The organism is Aureimonas glaciei (assembly GCF_014643375.1).
In the GTDB taxonomy this organism is placed as follows: Bacteria; Pseudomonadota; Alphaproteobacteria; order Rhizobiales; family Rhizobiaceae; genus Plantimonas; species Plantimonas glaciei.
The window spans coordinates 839,301-862,912 of record NZ_BMJJ01000001.1; the positions used below are offsets into that span (position 1 = coordinate 839,301).

The following is a 23,612-nucleotide window of genomic DNA, read 5'->3' on the forward strand; positions in this document are numbered from 1 at the left end:
CTTCGATGAAGGAGTTCATATGAGCATCACCGCCGAACCCGCCCCGCCGCTCACCGTCGATCTCCGCCGCGAATACGAAGAAGCGGGCGTCGGCGAGGTGCTGGACGAGCTCGACCGCACGCTGGTCGGCCTGAAGCCGGTGAAGAAGCGGATCAAGGAGACCGCGGCGCTGCTGCTGGTCGAGCGGGCCCGCAAGGCCATGGGCCTCGCGCACGAGACGCCGACGCTGCACATGAGCTTCACCGGCAATCCCGGCACCGGCAAGACCACGGTCGCCCTGAAAATGGCCGACCTCCTCCACCGCCTCGGCTATATCCGCAAGGGTCACCTCGTCTCGGTCACAAGAGACGATCTCGTCGGCCAGTATATCGGCCACACCGCGCCGAAGACGAAGGAGATTTTGAAGAAGGCGATGGGCGGCGTCCTCTTCATCGACGAGGCCTACTATCTCTACAGGCCCGACAACGAGCGCGACTATGGCCAGGAGGCGATCGAGATCCTGCTGCAGATCATGGAAAATCAGCGCGACGACCTGGTGGTGATCCTCGCTGGCTATGCTGATCGGATGGACAAGTTCTTCGAGTCAAATCCGGGCTTTCGCTCGCGCGTCGCCCACCACATCGACTTTCCCGATTATTCCAACGGCGAGCTGCTGCAGATTTCGGAGGGGATGCTGGAGCGGCAGAATTACACGCTGAGCGGGGAGGCGCGCGAGACCCTGGCGCGCTACATTGAGCACCGGCGGGTGCAGCCGCATTTCGCCAATGCCCGCTCGATCCGCAACGCGCTCGACCGGGCGCGGCTTCGGCAGGCGAACCGCCTGTTCGAAACCATGGATGGACCGCTCGGGGCCGAGCAGCTATCGCGGATCGAGGCGGTCGACATCGCCGCCAGCCGCGTCTTCGATGTGAAGCCGTCGCCCTCGACAACCGCTTGAGCGTTTCTGGAAGGACCTGGCAATGAGCCTGATCATCGCCCCATCGATCCTCTCGGCGGATTTTTCCCGCCTCGGCGCGGAAGTGGCCGCCGTCGATGCGGCGGGCGCCGACTGGATCCATCTCGACGTGATGGACGGGCATTTCGTTCCCAACATCACTTTCGGCCCGCCGATCGTGAAGGCGATCCGGGCGTCCTCGGCAAAGGTTTTCGACTGCCACCTGATGATCGAGCCCTGCGATCTCTACCTCGAGGCCTTCGCCGCCGCCGGCTGCGACATCATCACCGTGCATGCCGAGGCCACGAAACATCTCGATCGCTCGCTGCAGGCGATCCGCGCGCTCGGCAAGAAGGCGGGCGTGTCGCTGAATCCCTCGACGCCGGAAAGCGTCGTCGAATACGTCCTCGACCGGCTCGACCTCGTCCTCCTGATGACCGTCAATCCCGGCTTCGGCGGCCAGGCCTTCATCCCCTCCGTCGTCGAAAAGGTGCGCAAGGTGAAGGCAATGATCGGCGACCGGCCGATCGACATCGAGATCGACGGCGGCGTGACACCCGAGACGGCGCCTCTGGTCGTCGCCGCCGGCGCCAATGTCCTCGTCGCGGGATCGGCCATCTTCAAGGGCGGCACGCCGGAACACTACAAGTCGAACATGCAGGCGATCCGCGACAGCGTTCGGGACGGGGTCGCGCAGGCGGCGTGAGGGCGGGCATCCCCTCAAACCCTCATGGTGAGCCTGTCGAACCACGAGGGTCGGCACGCCGTTGAAACGGGGTGCCGTGTCCCTCGTCCTTCGACAGGCTCAGGATGAGGGACAGAGAAGACGGTTGCGCCATCTTCAAGGGCGGCACGCCGGAACACTACGAGGCGAACATGCAGGCGATCCGCGACAGCGTGCGGGACGGGGCCGCGCAGGCGGCGTGAGGGCGAGGGGCGTCAGGGCGAGGGAGAGGTCGACAGGTTCGGCACAACCCCCAAACCCTCATGGTGAGCCTGTCGAACCACGAGGGTCGGCACGCCGTTGAAGCGTGGTGCCGTGTCCCTCGCCCTTCGACAAGCTCAGGATGAGGGACAGAAAGGCTTGGGCCGACAGCCATCACCCCTGCCTCTGCCCCCAACGCTCCTCGAACACCAGGTCCTCCAGCGGCAGACGCTGCCGCCAGCCCTTCGCCGCCAGCTCCGGCTCGGCATGCTGGCGCGCGACATGGCCGACGCAGAGGTAGGCGACGATGGCGATCCCGGCCGGGATCTCCAGGATCTTCCGCAGTTCCGGCTCGTGGTAGATCGAAACCCAGCCGACGCCGATGCCCTCGGCGCGCGCCGCGAGCCAGAGGTTCTGCACCGCGCAGACGGTCGAATAGAGATCCATCTCGGCGTTGTGCGTGCGGCCGAGGACCGTGCCGCCGCGCGCGCGGTCGCAGGTGACGCAGATGTTCAGCGGGGCCTTGAGGATGCCCTCGAGCTTCAGCTGCCGGTAGAGCGCCTGTTTGGCGTCGCCAAAGAGGTCCGCCGCTTCCGCATTGGCACGGACGAAGGCGGCGTGGACGCGAGCGCGGGTCTCGATGCTCCGCAGCAGCAGAAAATTCCACGGCTGCATGAAGCCGACCGAGGGCGCGTGATGGGCGGCGTCGAGAAGGCGGGCGAGCGCCGCCGGATCGATCGGATCGGGGAGAAACTCGCTTCGGATGTCGCGCCGCGTGGCGATGGCGCGGTAGACGGCCGCACGGTCGGCGTCGCCGAAGGGGCCTGCCGCCGTCAGTTCGACCTCGCCGTCGCTCACCGGGGTGTCCCCGGCTCGGATGAGCCCGGCCAATGTCGCATTGTCGCCACCCCGTCTGAGCGTCTAGACCTTTGCCATAGGCGACGCGGCGGGGACTGGAAAGTCCGCCGGACAGATTGCCCGGGGAGGACGGCATGGATTTCGCGTTGACCGACGAGCAGACCCAGATCTTCGACATCGCCCGCGATTTCGCCGTGACGCGCATGGCACCGCGGGCGCAGGCCTGGGAGGATGCCAAGGCGCTGCCGTCCGAGGTGCTGTCGGAGCTCGGCGACCTCGGCATGGCGGCGATCACCGTCCGCGACGATTTCGGCTCCGGCCTGTCGCGGCTCGACGCCACGCTGATCTTCGAGGGCCTCTCCTACGGCTGTCCCTCGGTCTCGGCCTTCCTGTCGATCCACAACATGGTCGCCTGGATGATCGACGCCTTCGGCAGCGAGGAGCAGCGCGCCGAGCTTCTGCCGGAACTGGCGACGATGGCCTGCGTGGCCAGCTACTGCCTGACGGAGCCGGGCTCGGGTTCGGACGCGGCGGCCTTGCGCACCACGGCGCGTCGCGACGGCGACAGCTTTGTTCTCGACGGCACGAAAAGCTTCATTTCGGGCGCCGGCTTCTCCGACCTCTATCTCGTCATGGCCCGTACCGGCGGGCCCGGCGCGAAAGGCATTTCCGCCATCCTCGTCGACAAGGGCACGCCGGGTCTCTCTTTCGGCGCACAGGAGAGGAAGATGGGCTGGATCGCGCAGCCGACCGCCGAGGTGCGCTTCGATGCCTGCCGCGTGCCGGCGCAGAACCTCCTCGGCGAGCCGGGCCGCGGCTTTGCCTATGCCATGCAGGGGCTCGACGGCGGCAGGCTCAGCATTTCCGCCTGCGCCCTCGGCGCGGCGCAGGCGACGCTGGACAAGTCGGTGCTCTATCTCCAGCAGCGCTCGGCCTTCGGCCAGAAACTCGCCGATTTCCAGGCATTGCAGTTTCGCCTCGCCGACATGGAGACCGCGCTCCAGGCGGCGCGCATCTTCCTGCGCCAGGCGGCCTGGAAGCTCGACACCAAGGCGCCGGACGCCACGAAATTCTGCGCCATGGCCAAGCGCTTCGTCACCGACGCCGCCTTCGACGTCGCGAACCAGGCGCTGCAGCTGCACGGCGGCTACGGCTATCTCGCCGACTTCGGCATCGAGAAGATCGTCCGCGATCTGCGCGTCCACCAGATCCTCGAAGGCACCAACGAGATCATGCGCCTGATCACCGCGCGGGCACTGTTGTCGCAAAGCAACTGAGGATAATGCGGGGCATCCATGGCTCGCCGGGACAGTTATCGACGGATGGAGTGCTTCCTCGACGGGCGAAAAAGACCGTACGTTAGCGTACAATGCGTCGCCTAAATCGGCATTTGCGACCGATTGTGCATGTCAGAACATCGATTTGGTAGGAAATCGGCGGCAAGGGAAAGAAGAAAAATAACGGGCCGGGGCGGCAATGGGGCAATGACTGAGACTGCGCCTGACTGCAATGCGGGCGGCGAACGAGGATGGTGGGATGACGGATGTCGCTGAAGGTGCCCGACTGATGTCGCTGCAGCAGCTGAGACTCCTCGGCACCCCGGCCAGCGAAAGCTTCGACCGGATCACGCGAACGGCCTGTCTGGTCTTCGGTCTGCCCTATGCGGCCATTTCTTTGACTGACCAGGACCGGCAGTGGTTCAAATCGCGCGTCGGGATCGATCCCGCCTGGATGGCGCGCAGCGAGGCGCCCTGCTCGCAGGTGGCCGAAAAGACCATGTCGGCCGTTATCGCCGATCTCGCTGCCGACGACGGCTTCAGGGACGGCGAGCTGGTGCGCAGCGGCATCCGCTTCTATGCCGGCGCACCCCTGGTGACGCGTGACGGACAGGGCATTGGCGCCCTCTGCGTGCTGGGGCCCGATCCCCGCGAGGCGACCGATGCCGAGATGGCGGCCCTGCACGATCTGGCGGCCATGGTGATGACTCAGGTCGAACTGGAGCATGCTTTTGGCCGGATCGATCCGATCAGCGGCCTTCCCAACCGCGCCCAGTTCGTCGCTGACCTGCTCGACCTCGCGCGCAGCGACCCGGGCGGCACGCGGCTGGCGGTTCTGGTCGATCTGGCGGACACGGCGCAGCTCGACAACTTCGCGCGCGTCATGGGCTATTCCCATGTCGACGGCATGGTGAAATACGCCGCGGATCTGATGCGTGAGAGGCTTGGACCGGAGCGGGCCGCCTATCATGTCTCCGCCACCCAGTTCGCCTTCCTGGCGCCGGTCGGCACAGAGCTCGACGCCTATGCCCAGAGCGTCGCCGCCGGCCTCATCGAGAGCCGGGCGCTCTCCCAATTCCGCTTCATCGCCACCACGGTCATCGGCTTGGCACCGTTCAGGCTCGGCGTCTGCAAGACCGAAGACCTCCTGCGGGGGCTGCACAGTGCCGCCAAGGAGGCCCGCACCGGCGGCGCGCCGGTCCGCATCTATTCGCCGGCGATCGACGAGATGCACCGCCGGCGCTTCCAGCTTCTGCAGGACTTCGATGCGGCCATCGCCGATCCGTCCCAATTGCGCCTGGTCTTCCAGCCGCGCGTCGATCTCGCCAGCCGCGCCTGTATCGGAGCGGAGGCGCTGCTGCGCTGGACCCACCCGACGCTCGGCAACATCGGGCCCGCCGAATTCATCCCGATCGTCGAGCATTCGACGCATGCGCGCGCCATGACGGCCTTCGTGGTCGACGCGGCCGCACGCCAGCTGGCCAGCTGGCGCAAGGCGGGGATCGGCGTCAATCTCTCGCTCAACATCTCGGCGGCCAACCTTCAGGAGCGGGATTTCGCCGAGCGCATGGGCCAGATCCTTTCGCGGCACGATGTCGTGCCGCAGGAGCTCGAACTGGAGATGACCGAAAGCGCCATCATGAAGGATACGGGCCTCGCCCTGCAGCAGCTGAACGCGCTGGCGCAGCTCGGCGTGCGCCTGGCCATCGACGATTTCGGCACCGGCTACAGCAGCCTGGCCTATCTGCAGCGCCTGCCGATGCATGTCGTGAAGATCGACCAGTCCTTCATCCGCGGCATCGCTGCCGACTCCCGCGAACGCAAGCTCGTGGGCTCGATGATCGCGCTGTCGCGCGATCTCGGCCTGCGCGTCGTCGCCGAGGGTGTCGAGACGGCGGAAACGGCCACGATCCTCAGCGACCTGGCCTGCGAGGAGGCGCAGGGCTATTTCTTCGCGCGGCCGATGGAGGCGACGGCATTCGCGCCGTGGCTCGCCCTGCAGGCGGCCTGACGCTCTTCCGGCACGGGTCGCGGGCGATCCGGCTCACGGAACGTCTCCGCTCGTCCCCATGTGTGAATGGCATCGCCTGTCGACAGTCCGTATGGGTGCCTTGCGATTTTCGCCCGTTCGCATGCCGTCCGGCGGCCCGGCCCTCGCCGCCTCGGAAACATTGACTGCCCATGCCGGCCCCCCTGTCCTGTGCCGACGCCACGCCGGCGGCGGTCCTGCCCACGCGCGGTTTCCGCACCATCGCCCTGATCGTCGCCAGCGCCATGTTCATGGAGCAGCTCGACGCGACCATCCTGGCGACGGCGCTGCCGACCATGGCGCGCGATTTCGGGGTCGGCGCGCCGGCCATGAGCATCGCGCTCACCTCCTATCTGATCAGCCTCGCCGTGTTCATTCCGGCGAGCGGCGCGCTGGCCGACCGCTTCGGCTCGCGCACGGTGTTTCGCGCCGCCATCGCCGTCTTCGTCGCCGGATCGATCTTCTGCGCCCTGGCGCCGAGCCTGTCCTGGCTCGTCGCCGCGCGCCTGCTGCAGGGCCTCGGCGGGGCGTTGATGCTGCCGGTCGGGCGGCTGGTGCTGATGCGCAGCGTCGCGCGCAAGGATCTGGTTTCCGCCATGTCGTGGATGCTGGTGCCGGCGCTGATCGGCCCCGTCCTCGGCCCGCCGGTCGGCGGCTTGATCGTGACCTATGCCGACTGGCGCTGGATCTTCTACATCAACGTGCCGATCGGCCTTCTCGGCATGGTCCTCGTCTCCCTCTTCATCGACGAGACGAAAGGCGAAGCCGTCGGCCGCTTCGACTATCGCGGCTTCTTCCTCTCCGGCATCTCGCTCGGCACGCTGCTCTTCGGCTTCGAGATGGCGAGCCGCGACGGCGAGGGGCTTGCCGCGCTCGGGCTGGCCGCGATCGGCCTCGTCTTCGGCCTGTTCTATGTCCACCATGCCCGGCGTCATCCCGTGCCGATCCTCGACCTGTCGCTGATGAAGGTGCCGAGCTTCGGCACCTCGGTGATCGCCGGCTCGCTCACCCGCATCGCGCAGGGCGCTCACCCGTTCCTGCTGCCGCTGATGATGCAGCTCGGCTTCGGCCTCTCGGCCGCGATGAGCGGCGCGATCACCATCGCGACGGCGCTCGGCTCGCTGCTGATGAAGGCGCTGGCACCGCGCCTCCTCAAGCGCTTCGGGTTCCGCGATGTGCTGGTCGCCAATGGCGTGATTGCGAGCCTCGGCTACGGGCTCTGCGCCGCCTTCCGGCCGGACTGGCCGCTCGGGCTGATCTTCGCCATCCTCGTCGCCTGCGGGTTCTTCATGTCGCTGCAGTTCACCGCCTACAACATCGTCGCCTACGACCGGATCGAGCCGCGGCAGATGAGCGCAGCCACGAGCTTCTACACCACCTTCCAGCAGTTGATGCTGTCGCTCGGCATCTGCGTCGCGGCCCTCTCGCTGCACGTCTCCATGCAGGTCGGCGACCGGCCACAGCCGGAGCTCGCCGACTTCTCCGCCGCCTTCGTCGTCGTCATCGCGATCTCGCTTTTGGCCACGATCTGGAACTGGCGCTTCGCGCCCGGGGCCGGCAGCGACATCAGTGGTCACGATGCGCGCGCGCGCGGGCTAAAGCGCCTCGCCACCGAGGCGGCCGACGGGGGCGACCGCTCGCTCTGACGGCGAAACGGGGGCGAATTGATCCTCTCGTCCGCCCGCGTCTTTTGCCGGTTTCCCTGGATCTGCTTCATCGGGCGACGGCTGCCTTCGGGGGCAAGCGGCTCCGTGCGTCACGGATCGGGGCGCCTTCAGCCGGGTAAAGGCACCAGGCGCTCTCTAGCCACGCAACGATTTTCTCGGCCGACCGCGCCGGTTGGCAGGCAAGAACCGGAGGTTTTGACGGGTGCCGTAAACCGATCCGCAAGCGGCTTACGGCAGTCTTCCGAAAGTTCGGATCGGCGCGGAACGCAGGAGGCGGGCCCGGCGCGAAGCCGAAAAGGGTTGCCGATGTCGAAGACCAGCGAAGACGTGCGCCTTGACGCGCTGTGCCGTTTGAACCTTTTGGACACGCCGCCGAGTGAGGCTTTCGACCGTGTCACGCGCATGGCCAGCCGCCTTTTCGGACTGCCGATCGCGGCGGTGTCGCTGACCGACATGGATCGGCAGTGGTTCAAGTCCAAGGTGGGCATCCAGCACAGTTCCATTCCGCGCGACAGGGCGCCCTGCTCGGCGGTCGCCGAGACCGCCGGCGAGCTCGTCATCCCCGATCTGGCCGCCGATCCGTTCTATCGCGACAGCACGCTCGGCGAGGGCGGCATTCGCTTCTATGCCGGCGTTCCCTTGGTGACGCGCGAGGGACTCGGCCTCGGTGCGCTTTGCGTGCTCGGCACCGAGCCGCGCGTGGCGGACGAGGCAGAGATGGCGAGTCTGCGCGATCTGGCCGAAATCGTCATGGCGCAGATCGAGCTTCAGCACGCCTTCGGCCGCATCGACCCGATCAGCGGGCTGCCGAACCGCAGCCAGTTCTTCCAGGACCTGGAGGACCTGACGCAGGCGGACCGATCCCCGGCGCCGCGCATCGCCGTTCTGGTCGATCTGGCGCAGGCCGGGCAGCTCGAAAATCTGGCGCGGGTGATGGGACACAGCCAGATCGATGCGACAGTGCGCGAAACCGCCGATCTGATCCGCGGCAAGCTCGGCCCGGGGCGCACGGCGTATCACGTGTCGGCCACGCAGTTCGCCTTCCTGGCGCCGCCCGAGGCCGAGATGGAGACCTATCTCGCCTACGTCACCGCGACGCTGACAAGGATGCGCCAGGTCTCCCACCTTCGCTTCGTGATGACCACGGTCATCGGGGTCGTGCCCTTCGTGCCGGGCGAGACCTCGACGAAGGACCTTCTGCGGGCTCTCCACAGCGCCGCGCAGGATGCCCGTGCCTCGATGCAGTCCGTCAGCGTCTTCTCGCCGGCGCTGCATGACGGGCATCGCCGACGCTTTCAGCTCTTGCAGGATTTCGGTGCGGCGCTCGCCGGCGGCGACCAGCTGCGCCTGGTGTTCCAGCCCCGCGTCGATCTGCCGACGCGCCGCTGCGTGGGGGCCGAGGTCCTGCTGCGATGGCAGCACCCGACGCTGGGCAACATCTCCCCGGCGGAGTTCATTCCCATCGTCGAGCACTCGCCGCATGCCAGAACGATGACCGCTTTCGTCATCGACACGGCGCTGAGGCAGATGGCCTTGTGGCGGAGCCAGGGCCTGGCGCCGCCGCTGTCGATCAATATCTCCGCCGCCAATCTGGAAGAAGACGACTTTGCCGCGCAAGTCGGGCTGATGCTGATGCGGCACGCCATTCCGCCCGAGCAGATCGAGCTCGAAATCACCGAAAGCGCGATCATGCGCGACACCGACCAGGCGCTGAAGCATCTGAACAGCCTAGCGGGTATGGGCATCCGCCTGGCGATGGACGATTTCGGCACCGGCTACAGCAGCCTCGCCTACCTGCAGCGCCTGCCCATGAATGTCGTCAAGATCGACCAGTCCTTCGTCCGCGACATCGGCGAGGGCGCGCGCGAGCAGCGCCTGGTTCATTCGATGATCAGCCTGTCGAAGGATCTGGGCTTCCGGGTCGTCGCCGAGGGCGTCGAGACCGCGGCGGTAGCGGACATGCTGGCCGGTATGGAATGCGACGAGGCGCAGGGTTATTTCTTCGCCCGTCCGCTCGAAACGGCCGCCTTCGAGGCCTGGCTGCATCAGGCCCGCGCCGACACCGCGACCGAAGTCGCCGCGTAGAAAGCCTGCCGCGGCGGCTGGCGCCGTTGCTTTTCGAAAGGATCGTGTCGCTGCCGGGCGCCGGCCGGCGCCGGCAAGGGACTTGCCCCCGGCCCGGGTCGCGGCGATGATCGCGGCAGGCCGACAGGGCGCCTCGGGAGAAGCATGCATGAAGATTGGCTTTATCGGCCTCGGCAACATGGGCGCGCCGATGGCGGCGAACCTTTCGGCAGCGGGCCACGCGGTCATCGGCTTCGACACCGCCGGGGTGACGGTCGAGGGCGTCGTGCCGGCGGCCACGATCGCGGAAGCGGTCAGCACGGCCGAGGCGATCTTCACCATGCTGCCGAACGGCGCCATCGTCCGTGCCGTGCATGCCGAGATCGTCGCCGCGGCCAGGCCCGGCGCGCTGCTCGTCGACTGCTCGACCATCGACGTCGAAAGCGCCCGCGCGGTCCACGACCTCGCGCTCGATGCCGACCTGATCTCGCTCGACGCCCCGGTCTCGGGCGGCACCGGCGGGGCGGCGGCGGGCACGCTGACCTTCATGGTCGGTGGCGCGGAAGGCGCCTTCGAGGTGGCCAAGCCCCTCTTCGACATCATGGGATCGAAGGCCGTGCATTGTGGCGCAGCCGGCGCGGGCCAGGCCGCAAAGATCTGCAACAACATGATCCTCGGCATCTCGATGATCGCGGTCTGCGAAGGTTTCCATCTCGCCGACAGCCTCGGCCTGTCCCGGCAGGCGATGTTCGACGTCGCCTCGACCTCGTCCGGCGCCTGCTGGTCGCTGAACACCTACTGCCCGGCGCCGGGCGTCGGCCCGAAGACCGCCGCCGACAACGGCTACCGGCCGGGCTTTGCCACCGAGCTGATGCTGAAGGACCTGACGCTGGCGGCCGATGCCGCGCGGGCGACCGGCGCCCATGCCGCGCTCGGCGAGCATGCGCGGGCGATCTACGCCGCCTTCGACGCCGAGGGCGGCCGTGGTCGCGATTTCTCCGCCCTGCTGGAGCACCTGTCCAAGGCGTGAGGCGCGGCCGTCCGGCGTGGCGTCGCGGCACCCAGCCACCGCGATCGTCACAAAGCGGCCGGCCGTTCCCGCCTGTCGCGATCAGGCCAGCATCCGTCTCGTTCGGATCGACGGCCGGGCCGGCATGGCGCATGATGGAAGCCTTCCAAACCAGCGGTGGGCCATGTCAGCGTCGAACGATCCCCTGTTGCAGCCCTTCCAGCTGCGCCATCTGACCCTGAAGAACCGGATCATGTCGACGGCGCACGAGCCGTCCTATTCCGAAGACGGCATGCCGAAGGACCGCTACCGGCTCTACCATGTCGAAAAGGCCAAGGGCGGCATCGCCATGACGATGACGGCGGGCTCGGCCGTGGTCTCGCCGGACTCGCCGCCCGCCTTCGGCAATCTCCACGCCTACAAGGACGAGATCGTCCCCTACATGAAGCGCCTCGCCGACGAGTGCCACGAGCATGGCGCGGCGGTGATGATCCAGATCACCCATCTCGGCCGCCGCACCGGCGGCACGCAGGGCGACTGGCTGCCGGTCGTCTCGGCCTCGCCGATCCGCGAGGCGGCACACCGCTCCTTCCCGAAGGAAGCCGAGGACTGGGATCTCGAGCGCATCGCGAAAAACTACGGCGAGGCGGCCGAGCGCATGAAGGCCGCGGGCCTCGACGGCGTCGAGATCGAGGCCTATGGCCACCTCCTCGACAGTTTTTGGTCGCCCGCGACAAACCGGCGCTCGGACGAGCACGGCGGCTCGCTGGACAATCGGCTGCGCTTCACCTGGATGATCGTCGATGCCGTGCGCAAGGCCGTCGGGCCCGACTTCATCGTCGGCACCCGCATGGTCGTCGACGAGGCCTGGGACATCGGCCTCACCAAATCCGACGGCGTCGAGATCGCCCGGCGTCTCGTCGGCTCCGGCAAGATCGACTTCATCAACGTCATCCGCGGCCATCTCGACCACGACAAGGACCTCGTCGACGTCATCCCGATCCAGGGCATGCCGGCCTCGCCGCATCTGGATTTCGCCGGTGAGGTGCGCGCGGCGACGAAATATCCGGTCTTCCACGCCGCCCGCATCGCCGATGTCGCCACCGCCCGCCATGCCATCGCCGAAGGCAAGCTCGACATGGTCGGCATGACGCGCGCCCACATCGCCGACCCGCACATCGTGCGAAAGATCATCGCCGGCCGCGAGCACGAGATCCGCCCCTGCGTCGGCGCCACCTACTGTCTCGACCGGATCTACGAGGGCGGCGGCGCCCTGTGTATCCACAACGCCGCGACCGGCCGCGAGCTGACCATGCCGCAACTGCTGCAGACATCGCCGAACCCGGGCAAGCGCGTCGTCGTCATCGGCGCCGGTCCTGCCGGCCTCGAGGCCGCGCGCGTGTCGGCCGAACGCGGCCACCGCGTCACCGTGCTGGAGGCGGCGGGCTCGGCCGGCGGCCAGATCACGCTCGCCGCCCGCCTGCCGCGCCGGCGGGAACTCTCCGGCATCGTCGACTGGCGCCTCGCCGAGCTCGAACGCCTCGGCGTCGAGGTTCGCTACAACGTCTATGCCGAGGCGGACGACGTGCTCGCGGAAAATCCGGACATGGTCTTCGTCGCCACCGGCGGCATGCCGCAGAACCCGGAACTGGAAGAGGGCGACGACCTCGTCACCTCGAGCTGGGACATCCTCGCCGGCACGGTGAAGCCGGACGGCCCGGTCCTCCTCTACGACGACAACGGCAATCATCCCGGCATGGAAGCGGCGGAAATGATCGCGCGTGCCGGCGTTTCGCTCGAGATCGTCACGCCCGACCGCAACTTCGCCGCCGATGTCGGCGGCATGAACCACGTCCCCTATGCCCGGGCCTTTGCCGAGACCGGCACCCGCCTCACCATCCAGAAGCGGCTGAAGGCGGTGAAGCGGCGGGGCAACGGCCTCGTCGCCGTGCTCGACAGCGACTGGGCGCCCGGCAATCGCGAAGAGCGCGAGGTCCGCCAGGTGATCGTCGAGCACGGCACCACGCCGATGGACGAACTCTATTTCGCCCTGAAGCCGCTATCGAAGAATCTCGGCGCCGTCGACTACGAGGCGCTCCTGGCGCAGCGCTGGCCCCTGCCGGACCGCAACGCCGGTGCCGCCTTTCACCTGGTGCGGTTGGGGGACGCGGTGTCGTCGCGCAACGTGCATGCGGCGGTTTACGACGGGCTGCGGTACGCGATGCTTTTGTAGAAGCGCGGCGTTGACGCTGCTTTCTTCTCCCCCCCCGGGGAGAAGGTCGCGGCAGCGGGAAGAGGGGGCAAGCAGTGTCCGCAATGCATTGTCACTGCCTCTTGATCCGCCGCTGCCGCGCAAGACCGTTCCATGCCCCTCATCCTGAGCCTGTCGAAGGACGAGGGGCACGCACGACCGTTGTGCCGGCCCCCCGTGGTTCGACAGGCTCATCATGAGGGGCTTTGATGTCGCGGCTTGCGTAGCAGGGCGGCTCACGTAGCGGCAGCAAAGCGTCAGGCACCATGGGGCATGGTTTAGGACGCCTTGGGCGCGAAGCGGAGCCGCAAACCCGCCACCGTCAGACCCCTCATCCGGCCGTCGCTTCGCGCCGTCCACCTTCTCCCCCCAGGGGAGAAGAATGGCGCCCTGTCCTTCAGCGTGGCTACAGCTTCACCGCCCGCAGCCGCAGCGCGTTGGCGATGACGGAGACCGAGGACAGGCTCATCGCGAGTGCCGCCAGCATCGGCGAGAGCAGGAGACCGAAGACGGGGTAGAGGACGCCTGCTGCCACCGGCACGCCGATGGCATTGTAGGCGAAGGCGAAGAAGAGGTTCTGGCGGATGTTTTGCATCGTCGCTTCGGAAAGGCGCCGGGCGCGGACGATGCCGTTGAGGTCGCCCTTGACCAGCGTGATGCCGGCGCTTTCCATGGCGACGTCGGCCCCGGTGCCCATGGCGATGCCGACATCGGCGGCGGCGAGCGCCGGCGCGTCGTTGACGCCATCGCCGGCGACGGCGATTTTTCGGCCCTTCGCCCGGAGCGCGTCGACCAGCGCCTTCTTGTCCTCCGGCAGGAGGCCGGCGTGGACCTCGTCGATGCCCAGCTCCTTCGCCAGCGCGCGAGCGGTGCGCTCGGTGTCGCCGGTCGCCATGATGATCCGGAGGCCGCTTTCGTGCAGCGCGCGGATCGCCTCGGCGGTCGTCGGCTTGATCCGGTCGGCGACGGCGACGAGGCCGGCAACGCTGCCGTCGATGGCGACGAACATCGCCGTCTTGCCCTCCGCTTCGAGGCGCTCGGCCTGCGCTTCGAGGTCGCCGAGATCCATGCCCTGCATCATCGCGCGGTTGCCGAGGCTGACGCGCCGGCCGCCGATCGTGCCGGAGACGCCCTTGCCGTTCGTCGCCTCGAACCCCTCCGTCACCTCCAGCGCCAGGCCGCGCTCTTCGGCGGCCGTCATGATCGCCTCGGCCAGCGGGTGCTGCGAGCCCCGCTCCAGCGCGGCGGCCAGGCCGAGCAGGCGGTTCTCGTCGTCATCGACGGCGACGATGTCGGTGAGCGTCGGCTTGCCCTCGGTCAGCGTGCCCGTCTTGTCGACGATCAGCGTATCGACGGTGGAGAACCGCTCCAGCGCCTCTGCCTCGCGGATGAGGACGCCGGCCTGGGCGCCGCGGCCGGTCGCGGTCATGATCGACATCGGCGTCGCCAGCCCGAGCGCGCAGGGGCAGGCGATGATCAGCACCGAGACTGCGGCGACCAGCGCGTGGATCAGCGCCGGCGCGGGGCCGACGACCGCCCAGGCGGCGAAGGCGAGGATCGCGATCGACACCACGGCGGGGACGAAATAGCCCGCCACCTTGTCGGCGAGGCCCTGGATCGGCGCGCGCGAGCGCTGCGCCTTGCCGACCATGTCGACGATGCGCGCGAGCGTCGTTTCCGCCCCGACCTTTTCGGCTGTCAGCACGAAGGAGCCGTTGCGGTTCAGCGTGCCGCCGGTGACGGCGTCGCCGACAGCTTTTTCCACCGGAAGCGGCTCGCCGGAGATCATGCTCTCGTCGACGCTGGACGAACCCTCCGCCACCGTGCCGTCGACCGGCACGCTGTCGCCGGGGCGCACGCGCAGGCGATCGCCCTGTCGCACCGTGTCGAGCGGCACTTCCGTCTCCGAGCCGTCGGCGGCAAGACGCCGGGCGGTCTTCGGCGCGAGGTCGAGAAGGGCGCGGATGGCCGAGCCGGTGCGCTCGCGCGCTTTCAGTTCGAGGATCTGGCCGACGAAGATGAGCGCGACGATCACCGTCGCCGCCTCGTAATAGACCGGTACGCTGCCGCCCATCTCGGCCATGCCGTCCATGCCCGGCATGGCGCCGACGCGCAGCGAAGCGGGAAAGAGGCCAGGCAGGAAAGTGGCGACGAGGCTGAAGAGATAGGACGCGCCGACGCCGAGGGCGATCAGCGTCCACATGTTCGGCGAGCGGTTGACGAGCGACTGCCAGCCGCGGCGGAAGAAGGGCAGGGCCGCCCAGAGCACCACCGGCGTCGCCAGCGCGAATTCGAGAAGCACCGCGGTCCGCTCGCCGAGCCAGCCGCGAACCGGCAGCCCGAGCATCGGCCCCATGGAGATGATCAGCAGCGGCACGGCGCAGACAAGGCTGACCCAGAACCGCCGGGTGAAATCGACGAGTTCCGGATTGGGTCCGGCATCCGCCGTCACGCCCATCGGCTCCAGCGCCATCCCGCATTTCGGGCAGTCGCCAAAATGGTCCTGGACGATCTCGGGATGCATGGGGCAGGTGTAGAGCGTCCCGGCCGGCGCCGCCGGAGTGGCCGGACGGTCGCCTTCATAGGCCACGGGATCGGCCGCAAACTTTTCCTGGCAGCCGGCCGAGCAGAAATAGAAGCGATGGCCCTCATGCTTTGCCATGTGCGCCGCCGTGGCGCGGTCGACCGTCATGCCGCAGACGGGATCCTTGGCCGTGAGATAGGCTTGCGGGTCGGCGGCGAATTTTTGGGCGCAGCCCTCGCAGCAGAAATGGAATAGCCGGTCGTCATGGGTACGGCTTGGTTTGCCGGCATATGGGTCCACCACCATGCCGCAGACCGGGTCGCGGTCGATCGCGGCGGGTTTGGTTGCCTCGTGATGGGCATGGGGGAGGGATGTGTCGGACACGGGCGGAACCTTCCAGTGCAATTGCTGCAGTGGACATGGGGCTTCCCGTCGCTGGAAGGTCAAGGGCGAGGGGCAACTCAGAGAGAGCCGTGCGCGGTCGTCCCGGACTAGAGAGGAGGTCGGGCGCTGATATTCGGAAAGGCCGTGGAAGCTTGCATTGAAATTGACCATGAATGCGAAATGGCGTCTGATGCAGCAACGTTGGTCTGGGCGTCAGCCTCTCTGGTTCGTCATCCCGGGCTTGACCCGGGATCCATGCCGAGACGCTTTCACTGCCAAATCGACGGCAGGAGAAGCACCGTCCATGATCTCGTTCGGCGATTTGGAATGGATCCCGGCTCAAGGCCGGGATGACGAAAATCAAGGGCTGAGCGCGGAAGGGGGCATGGCCGCAGGCGCCATCGGGGACGCGCCCCGGGCCGCCCAGCATGAGAAGGAACGACATGTCTCCGGAAACCCTGCGGACCCTGATGGCGCATGCCTCGCCGCCGCGCTCGGGCGATTTTCTGGCGGGGGTGGCCTGCGACAGCGCCGCGGCACGGGTGAGGGCGCAGCGTGTGCTGGCCGATACCGGCCTGGCGGAAATCCTCGCGACGCCGCTGGTGGCGCCGGAAGAGGACGAGGTGACGCGACTGATCCTCGAAAGCCACGACGCCGCGGCCTTCGCCTCCATCGCGCACCATTCCGTCGGCTCTTTTCGCGAGTGGCTGCTGTCGGACGCCGCAACGCCCGAAACGCTCGCCGCGTTGAAATGGGCGCTGACGCCGGAAATGGTGGCGGCGGTCTCAAAGATCATGCGCAACCAGGATCTCATCGCCGTCGCCCGCAAACGGCCGGTGGTGACGGCTTTCCGCACCACGATCGGCCTGCCCGGGCGCCTGTCGGTGCGGATCCAGCCGAACCACCCGACCGACGATGCCAGGGGCGTCGCCGCCTCGATCGTCGATGGCCTGCAGTTCGGCTGCGGCGATGCGGTGATCGGCATCAACCCGGCGACCGACAGCCCGGACGCGATGATCCGGCTGCTCGATCTGATCGAGGACCTGCGCCTCAGCCTCGGCTGCCCCGTGCAGAGCTGCGTGCTCGCCCATGTGACGACGGCGCTGAAGGTGATGGAGCGCGGCGCGCCGGTCGATCTCGTCTTCCAGTCGGTGGCGGGGTCCGAGGCCGCCAACGCTTCCTTCGGGATTGACCTTGCCGTGCTGCGCGAGGCGCATGCCGCCGCCGCCGAGCTCGGCCGCGGCACGGTCGGGCAGAACGCGATGTATTTCGAGACGGGGCAGGGGGCGGCGCTGTCGGCCAATGCCCATCACGGCCTCGACCAGCAGACCATGGAGACCAGAGCCTATGCCGTCGCCCGGGCCTTCGATCCCTTGCTGGTGAACACTGTCGTTGGCTTCATCGGCCCGGAATATCTCTATGACGGCAAGGAGATCATCCGCGCCGGGCTGGAGGATCATTTTTGCGGCAAACTGCTCGGCCTGCCGATGGGCGTCGACGTCTGCTACACCAACCATGCCGAGGCCGACCAGGACGACATGGACACGCTGCTGACGCTGCTCGGCGTCGCCGGCGTCAACTTCGTCATGGGCGTGCCGGGCTCGGACGACATCATGCTGAACTACCAGTCGACCTCCTTTCACGACGCCGCCTATGTCCGTAGCGCGCTGGGTCTGCGGGCCGCGCCGGAATTCGAGGCCTGGGCGCGAGACTTCGGCATCTTCGACGCGGCCGGGCAATTGCGACAGGCCGATCGCTCGCTCGAACTGCTGTCGCAGATGCAGCTTTTGGAGGCGTCCTGAATGGCCGGCGATGTCCCCCATCCGATCGCTGCGCTCCGGCGCTTCACCGCCGCGCGCATCGGGCTCGGGCGCCACGGCGCCGGACTGCCGACGGCAGCGCACCTCGATTTTGCCGAGGCGCATGCGCGGGCCCGCGATGCGGTGCATGCCGGCTTCGACGTCGACGCCATCGCCGCCGCGCTGGAGGCTGCCGGCCAGGCGCCCTTGCGCGTTTCCAGCGCCGCGCCCGACCGCGCACTCTACCTGCGCCGTCCCGATCTCGGCCGGCAGCTCGACCCGGCGTCGCTGCCCCTTCTTCCCGCCGGCGGCGCGCCCGATCTCGTCGTCGTCATCGGCGACGGCCTGTCGGCGCATGCGGCGCACTGCTACGGCGCCGAAACGGCGCTGGCCATCCTCGCGCTCCTGCCGCGCGCGTGGACAATCGCGCCGCCGGTGCTGGCGACGGGCGCCCGCGTCGGGCTGTCCGATCCGATCGGCGCGGCGATGGGGGCGAGGCTGGTGCTGATGCTGATCGGCGAACGGCCCGGCCTCTCGGCCGCCGACAGCCTCGGCGCCTACCTCACCTTCGCGCCGCGGCCGGGGCGCACGGATGCCGACCGCAACTGCGTGTCCAATATCCGCGACGGGGGTCTCGCGCCGGCGTTCGCGGCGGTGAAGATCGCGGGCCTCCTGATGCGGGCCCATGCCCTCGGCCTCAGCGGCGTGCAGCTCAAGGACGACGAGGGGCTGATCGAGGCCGAACCCGGCCCTTTGGCCCTTCCGCCAAGATGAGTCCCCAATTGCAAAAACAATAAGCACTGAACCCAGCTGCCGCGATTGACAGCAGCGCCCCATTTCGGACACATTGCCTGACGGAATCTTGACGGGGGCACGGGCATGCAGGACTCTTCGGGCGTCACCTACAAGACCGCCGACGCGGGCTATTTCGAGAAGCGCGGGCTGTCCCGCTATGCCGGCGTCTGGTCGCTCTGGGCGCTGGGCGTCGGGGCGGTCATCTCAGGCCATTTCTCCGGCTGGAATTTCGGTTTCGCCACCGGCGGCTGGGGCGGCATGCTGGGCGCGGGCATGATCATCGCGGTGATGTATCTCGGCCTGACCTTCTCCATCGCCGAGATGAGCCCGGCGCTGCCGCATACCGGCGCTGCCTACTCCTTCGCGCGAACCGCCATGGGCCCCTGGGGCGGCTTCATCACCGGGCTTTGCGAAAACGTCGAATATGTCATCACCCCAGCCGTGATCGTCACCTTCATCACCGCCTATGTGAATGCCATTCTCGGGCTCGATCCGGCCTATTCGCCGATCGTCTGGGTGATCTTCTACCTGATCTTCATCGGGCTCAACATCTACGGCCTCGAACTCTCCTTCAAGGTGACGCTGGTGATCACCGTGATCTCGCTGGCGGTCTTGGTGTTCTTCTGGATCAGCGCGTTTCCGAGCATGGATTTCGGCCGCTGGGCGCTGAATATCGGCGTCGGGCCTGATGGTGCGGCGGTGGAGCTGCCGGAGGGCAACGGCTCCTGGTTTCCCTTCGGCTTTTCCGGCGTGCTGGCGACGCTGCCCTTCGCCGTCTGGCTGTTCCTCGCCATCGAGCAGCTGCCGCTGGCGGCCGAGGAATCGGTCGATCCCAAGCGCGACATGCCGCGCGGCATCCTCCTCGGCATGATGACGCTGATGATTTCCGCCGTGATGATCGTGCTCCTCAACCCCTCGGTGCCGGGCGTCGGTTCCTTCCACCTCTCGACCTCGCTCGAGCCGCTGCTCGACGGCTTCAAGGCGATCTACGGCGACGGCGGCGTGGTGCTGTTCGGCCTCGTGGCGCTGACCGGCCTCATCGCCAGCTTCCACACCATTCTCTACGCGCAGGGGCGGCAGGTCTATTCGCTCTCGCGCGCCGGCTATTTCCCGACCTTCCTGTCGGTGACGCACCGGACCTACAAGACGCCGCACGTCGCGATGATCTCCGGCGCGCTGGTCGGGCTGGCGGTCATGCTGATCATCTGGTTCGCGCTGGGCGCGACGGATGCGAGCGCGGCGATCGGCTCGATCCTGCTCAACATGGCGGTCTTCGCCGCCATGTTCTCCTACATCATGCAGGCGATCTCCTTCATCATGCTGCGCCGGAACATGCCGGGGATCGAGCGGCCGTTCCGCTCGCCGCTCGGCATTCCCGGCGCGGTGCTGACGGTGATCATCGCGGTGGTGACGCTCAGCTACCAGGTACAGGACCCGAACTTCTTCAAGGGCGTCGTCTGGGTGGCCGTCTGGTTCGCCGTAGCCATCGCCTACTTCGCCTTCGTCGGCCGCCACAAGCTGATCCTCTCCCCCGAGGAGGAGTTCGCCATCGAGCATTCCGGCAAGAAGTTCCCGTCGGCGCTGAAGCCGGCAGAGTAGCGAGGACCTCCATCGAAGGGCCCCGGCACGACGCCGGGGCCCTTTGCGTTGAGGCGGTCAGGCGCCCCCGATCTGCCCCTGCGGTTACCAAATGTGGCGAAACCCGGTCCGCCCTTGCTCACAAGCCTTTTCAAAGTCTGCCGATCCTGCGATGGCTGGCAGGACCCGCCGAAACTCCTGCAGCGCAGGGGCTGCGGGCGCCAGGCCCTTCCAGGAGGACCGCCCCGGGGCGGTTGAGCAATGAAGCGACAGATTGGTTGGGCCGAGCGGCTCCGTTACGAATTCGACAAGTCGATGGCCGCCGGGCCGATCGCGCTCATCGGCTGGCTGGCCGTCATCTCGGTGCTGATCATCGCCCTCGCCGGGGCGTTTCTCGCGATCACGCAGATCGCCCCCGAGGGCGGCAGCCCACTCAGCTTCACCGAGGGCTTCTGGGCCTCGCTGATGCGCACGCTGGATTCCGGCACCATGGGCGGCGACACCGGCTGGGGCTTTCGCCTGGTCATGCTGGCGGTGACGCTGGCCGGCATCTTCGTCGTCTCGGCGCTGATCGGTGTTCTGAGCGCGGGAGTCGATTCCAAGCTCGACGAGTTGCGCAAGGGGCGCAGCCAGATCCTGGAGACCGACCACACCATCATCTTCAACTGGTCCCCCTCGATCTTCGACATCCTGTCGGAGCTTTCGATCGCCAATGCCAACCAGAAGCGGCCGCGGGTCGTCGTCATGGCAACGAAGGACAAGGTCGAGATGGAGGACGAGATCGCCTTGAAGGCCGGCAATCTCGGCCGGACGAAGGTGATCTGCCGCAGCGGCGACCCGACCGACCTCTACGACCTCGCCATCGTCAACCCGCAGGCCTCCAAATCGGTGATCGTGCTGTCGCCCGAGGTCGAGGATCCCGATTCCAGCGTCATCAAGACGATCCTCGCCCTCGTCAACGACCCCAAGCGCCGCCCCGCGCCCTACCGGATCGCGGCCGAGGTCCGCAACGGCCGCAATGCCGACGTGGCGCGGGCGGTGGGCGGTGCCGAGCTGCAGCTCATTCTCGCCGACGACCTGATCTCCAAGATCGTGGTGCAGTCGAGCCGGCAATCGGGCCTCAGCGCGGTCTATTCCGAGCTTCTCGATTTCGACGGCTGCGAGATCTACACCACCGCGCAGCCCCAGTTGACCGGCCTCTCTTTCGGAGAGGCGATGCTGTCCTACGAGTCGAGCGCGCTGATCGGCCTCTGCGATCCCGCCGGCCGGGTCTATCTCAACCCGCCGATGGACAGCATCGTCACGGCCGACATGCGCGCCATCGTGATCGCCGAGGACGACGACACGATCAGGATGGAGAAGCCCGATCCCGCCCGTTTCGACTTCAGCGCCATCAGGACGCTGCGGGTGGAGGACAGGGGATCGGAGCGGACGCTGGTGCTCGGCTGGAACCGGCGCGGGCCGATGATCGCGCTGGAGCTGTCGCGCTATGTCGCGCCGGGTTCGCTTCTCACCATCGCCGCCGACACCCCCGACCTCGAAGCCGAGCTGCAGACGCTGCGCCTCGCCGGCGATACGCTCAGCGTCGAGTTCTGCCGCATCGACACCTCGCACCGCCCCTCGCTGGAGGCGCTGGACATTCCGGCCTATGACCGGGTGATCGTGCTCGGCTACAGCGATCACATGGAACCCCAGCCTGCCGATACCCGCACCCTCGTCACGCTCCTGCACCTGCGGCGCATCGCCGAGGCGGCGGGGCGCCATATCGGCGTCGTCAGCGAGATGACCGACGTGCGCAACCGCAAGCTGGCCGAGGTGACGAGAACCGACGATTTCGTCGTCAGCAACAAGCTCGTCAGCCTGATGCTGGCGCAGGCCTCGGAAAACGAGCACCTGGCGGCGATCTTCGACGAGTTGCTCGACGAGAACGGCGCGGAGATCTACATGCGGCCGGTCTCCGACTATGTCGCCATCGACGCGCCGGTGACGTTCTTCACCATTGCCGAGTCCGCGCGCCGCCGCGGCGAGGTTGCCTTCGGCTACCGCCGCCTGCGCAAGGGCGGTGCGGATGCCCGCAGCATGGGCGGCGTCGTCGTCAACCCGGGAAAGGCCGAGGCGCTGCAATACGTGCCAGGCGACAAGGTCATCGTCCTGGCGCACCAGTAGCCGCGGCAAGCGCTGCGGTTCGGGGAAGCGGCAGCTGTCGCCGTCGAGGCGACCGGGCCTCGCGGTCGCCTCGACGTCGTGTCGAGCCAGCGTCCCCTGGCGCTCCGTGAGGACGGTTCCGACCCAAGCCGCCGGAACTGCGCCGCCCGTCGGTTGCTTCCTCTGGCCGTGCAGCCAAGACAGGGCGTGCGGCCCAGTCCATGCTTTGACGCATGGCTGCAGTGTCGAATCGACACTTCATATTGCAGCGCAGCAAGCGCATCTTATGGGGGAACACAGACCCCAGGAGATTTCGATGTCGTCCCTCAGCCCCCGCCGTTCCTTCCGCTCCAGCGTCTCGTCCTTCCTGCGTGCCGTCGGCGGTGCCCAGGAATGCGCACGGGCCGCGGAGAGCGGCCGGATGCCGAGCCGCGAGGCGCTGCGCGCCGTCGGCATCGACGCCGAGGCCTGGAGCCGCATCGGCACCCGCTGATCGACGAGACGAACGGGCCCCACGGGCCACGAGAACGAAAAAGGCCCCGGACGCGATCGCGTTCGGGGCCTTTTCTATGGCGTAAGCTGATGACGGTCGGAGCGGAACGGCATTCCCGGAAGGCCGCTTTCGCCCGCGGCATTCGAGAGGCGGCGGGCCGCCTCTCGGGATCTGGCCTCAGTGACCCCCGAAGCTGAAGGGCAGCCAGTCGAAGCTGCCGGGCCAGACGGCCTCCGATCCATCGACCATCATCTTCAGCGCGACATAGAAGATAATGGCGAGGCCGACATAGGCGATCCAGCGGTGCTTGTGCAGCAGCTTGGCGATGAAGTTGGCAGCCAGGCCCATCAGGCCGATCGACAGGACGAGGCCGACGATCAGCACCCAAGTGTGCTCGCCGGCGGCACCGGCGACGGCCAGGACGTTGTCGAGCGACATCGACACGTCGGCGATGAGGATCTGCCAGGCCGCCTGCGCGAAGGTCTTGCGCGGGCCGGCGACGGCGTTGCCGTGGACGTCGAGCGCGTCGATCTCGTGCGCCGGCTCGCGCAGCTCGCGCCACATCTTCCAGCAGACATAGAGAAGCAGCAGGCCGCCGGCGATCAGCAGCGCGCCGCCGAAGCTGAGCAGGATCTGGGTGCCGGCGGCGAAGATGATGCGCAGCACCGTCGCGGCGAGAATGCCGACGAGGATCGCCTTGGCGCGGACCTCCTTCGGCAGACCGGCGGCGGCCAGGCCGATCACCACGGCGTTGTCGCCGGCCAGCACCAGATCGATCATGATGATCTGCAGCAGCGAGGTCAGGGCCTCGGGGGTTAGAAAGTCCATGCGATAATCCTCAGAAGGCCATCAGGCCGAGTTGGGCAGGCGGGTTCCGCCG

General features: G+C 67.6%; 16 protein-coding genes. 13 read left to right on the top strand and 3 right to left on the bottom strand.

From position 1 onward, the window contains the following. Positions 1-19 precede the first annotated feature (19 nt). Both cbbX and rpe read left to right on the top strand, forming a co-directional pair. On the top strand, positions 20-937 hold the full coding sequence (cbbX, locus tag IEX88_RS03810) for a CbbX protein (protein WP_188849200.1): 918 nt from the start codon (positions 20-22) through the stop codon (positions 935-937). Between the two features lie 22 nt (positions 938-959). After that, entirely contained in the window at positions 960-1,640 is a 681-nt protein-coding gene (rpe, locus tag IEX88_RS03815; RefSeq protein ID WP_188849201.1) for a ribulose-phosphate 3-epimerase, read from the top strand. Positions 1,641-2,033: 393 nt separating this feature from the next. Here rpe and bluB read toward each other — a convergent pair whose 3' ends face one another. Further along, entirely contained in the window at positions 2,034-2,717 is a 684-nt protein-coding gene (gene bluB / locus IEX88_RS03820; RefSeq protein WP_188849202.1) for a 5,6-dimethylbenzimidazole synthase, read from the bottom strand. A gap of 134 nt (positions 2,718-2,851) precedes the next feature. On the opposite strand from bluB, the gene IEX88_RS03825 reads away from it, so the two are divergent. The 6 genes from IEX88_RS03825 (at position 2,852) to IEX88_RS03850 (ending at position 12,996) form a co-directional block, all read left to right on the top strand. Further along, positions 2,852-3,994, top strand: coding sequence for an acyl-CoA dehydrogenase family protein (locus IEX88_RS03825; protein ID WP_188849203.1), 1,143 nt, complete (start codon positions 2,852-2,854; stop codon positions 3,992-3,994). A 259-nt stretch (positions 3,995-4,253) separates the two neighbouring features. After that, on the top strand, positions 4,254-6,005 hold the full coding sequence (locus IEX88_RS03830; RefSeq protein ID WP_188849204.1) for a putative bifunctional diguanylate cyclase/phosphodiesterase: 1,752 nt from the start codon (positions 4,254-4,256) through the stop codon (positions 6,003-6,005). A 170-nt stretch (positions 6,006-6,175) separates the two neighbouring features. Further along, positions 6,176-7,669, top strand: coding sequence for an MFS transporter (locus tag IEX88_RS03835; RefSeq protein WP_188849205.1), 1,494 nt, complete (start codon positions 6,176-6,178; stop codon positions 7,667-7,669). A 327-nt stretch (positions 7,670-7,996) separates the two neighbouring features. Next, the gene (locus IEX88_RS03840; protein ID WP_188849206.1) at positions 7,997-9,775 is read left to right on the top strand and encodes a putative bifunctional diguanylate cyclase/phosphodiesterase; all 1,779 of its coding nucleotides are present in this window, start codon (positions 7,997-7,999) and stop codon (positions 9,773-9,775) included. 148 nt (positions 9,776-9,923) lie between these two features. Further along, positions 9,924-10,784 carry a 3-hydroxyisobutyrate dehydrogenase gene (gene mmsB, locus IEX88_RS03845; protein WP_188849207.1) on the top strand — a complete coding sequence of 287 codons (861 nt, stop codon included), beginning with the start codon at positions 9,924-9,926 and terminating at the stop codon, positions 10,782-10,784. Between the two features lie 163 nt (positions 10,785-10,947). Then, a complete protein-coding gene (locus tag IEX88_RS03850) occupies positions 10,948-12,996 on the top strand; it encodes an NADH:flavin oxidoreductase (RefSeq protein WP_188849208.1) in 2,049 nt (682 codons plus the stop codon). A 424-nt stretch (positions 12,997-13,420) separates the two neighbouring features. Here the strand turns inward: IEX88_RS03850 and IEX88_RS03855 are convergent, their stop codons facing one another. Next, positions 13,421-15,922, bottom strand: coding sequence for a heavy metal translocating P-type ATPase (locus tag IEX88_RS03855; RefSeq protein ID WP_244639793.1), 2,502 nt, complete (start codon positions 15,920-15,922; stop codon positions 13,421-13,423). A gap of 443 nt (positions 15,923-16,365) precedes the next feature. Here IEX88_RS03855 and IEX88_RS03860 point away from each other — a divergent pair, with 443 nt between their 5' ends. The 5 genes from IEX88_RS03860 to IEX88_RS03880 all read left to right on the top strand — a co-directional run bounded on the left by IEX88_RS03860 (position 16,366) and on the right by IEX88_RS03880 (position 22,732). Beyond that, positions 16,366-17,724: an ethanolamine ammonia-lyase subunit EutB gene (locus tag IEX88_RS03860; protein ID WP_244639794.1), complete on the top strand. Its 1,359-nt coding sequence runs from the start codon at positions 16,366-16,368 to the stop codon at positions 17,722-17,724. Further along, positions 17,725-18,495, top strand: a complete 771-nt coding sequence (gene eutC / locus IEX88_RS03865; RefSeq protein WP_188849211.1) for an ethanolamine ammonia-lyase subunit EutC — start codon at positions 17,725-17,727, stop codon at positions 18,493-18,495. Positions 18,496-18,600: 105 nt separating this feature from the next. After that, the gene (locus IEX88_RS03870; RefSeq protein ID WP_188849212.1) at positions 18,601-20,115 is read left to right on the top strand and encodes an amino acid permease; all 1,515 of its coding nucleotides are present in this window, start codon (positions 18,601-18,603) and stop codon (positions 20,113-20,115) included. Positions 20,116-20,355: 240 nt separating this feature from the next. Further along, entirely contained in the window at positions 20,356-22,260 is a 1,905-nt protein-coding gene (locus IEX88_RS03875) for a CASTOR/POLLUX-related putative ion channel (protein ID WP_188849213.1), read from the top strand. Positions 22,261-22,555: 295 nt separating this feature from the next. Further along, complete coding sequence (locus tag IEX88_RS03880; protein WP_188849214.1) at positions 22,556-22,732, top strand: hypothetical protein; 177 nt, start codon at positions 22,556-22,558, stop codon at positions 22,730-22,732. A gap of 177 nt (positions 22,733-22,909) precedes the next feature. Here the strand turns inward: IEX88_RS03880 and IEX88_RS03885 are convergent, their stop codons facing one another. Then, positions 22,910-23,560 (bottom strand): TerC family protein, encoded by a 651-nt coding sequence (locus IEX88_RS03885; protein ID WP_188849215.1) that lies wholly within the window; start codon positions 23,558-23,560, stop codon positions 22,910-22,912. Between the last annotated feature and the right edge of the window lie 52 nt (positions 23,561-23,612).

Bases quoted from the DNA above. Each gene is read 5' to 3' on its own strand.
- IEX88_RS03825 (WP_188849203.1), top strand. From the start codon at position 2,852: ATGGATTTCGCGTTGACCGACGAGCAGACCCAGATCTTCGACATCGCC.
- IEX88_RS03860 (WP_244639794.1), top strand. From the start codon at position 16,366: ATGTCTCCGGAAACCCTGCGGACCCTGATGGCGCATGCCTCGCCGCCG.
- IEX88_RS03840 (WP_188849206.1), top strand. From the start codon at position 7,997: ATGTCGAAGACCAGCGAAGACGTGCGCCTTGACGCGCTGTGCCGTTTG.
- IEX88_RS03875 (WP_188849213.1), top strand. From the start codon at position 20,356: ATGAAGCGACAGATTGGTTGGGCCGAGCGGCTCCGTTACGAATTCGAC.
- mmsB (WP_188849207.1), top strand. From the start codon at position 9,924: ATGAAGATTGGCTTTATCGGCCTCGGCAACATGGGCGCGCCGATGGCG.
- IEX88_RS03880 (WP_188849214.1), top strand. From the start codon at position 22,556: ATGTCGTCCCTCAGCCCCCGCCGTTCCTTCCGCTCCAGCGTCTCGTCC.
- IEX88_RS03870 (WP_188849212.1), top strand. From the start codon at position 18,601: ATGCAGGACTCTTCGGGCGTCACCTACAAGACCGCCGACGCGGGCTAT.
- IEX88_RS03830 (WP_188849204.1), top strand. From the start codon at position 4,254: ATGACGGATGTCGCTGAAGGTGCCCGACTGATGTCGCTGCAGCAGCTG.
- IEX88_RS03885 (WP_188849215.1), bottom strand. From the start codon at position 23,560: ATGGACTTTCTAACCCCCGAGGCCCTGACCTCGCTGCTGCAGATCATC.
- eutC (WP_188849211.1), top strand. From the start codon at position 17,725: ATGGCCGGCGATGTCCCCCATCCGATCGCTGCGCTCCGGCGCTTCACC.
- IEX88_RS03835 (WP_188849205.1), top strand. From the start codon at position 6,176: ATGCCGGCCCCCCTGTCCTGTGCCGACGCCACGCCGGCGGCGGTCCTG.
- cbbX (WP_188849200.1), top strand. From the start codon at position 20: ATGAGCATCACCGCCGAACCCGCCCCGCCGCTCACCGTCGATCTCCGC.
- IEX88_RS03850 (WP_188849208.1), top strand. From the start codon at position 10,948: ATGTCAGCGTCGAACGATCCCCTGTTGCAGCCCTTCCAGCTGCGCCAT.
- rpe (WP_188849201.1), top strand. From the start codon at position 960: ATGAGCCTGATCATCGCCCCATCGATCCTCTCGGCGGATTTTTCCCGC.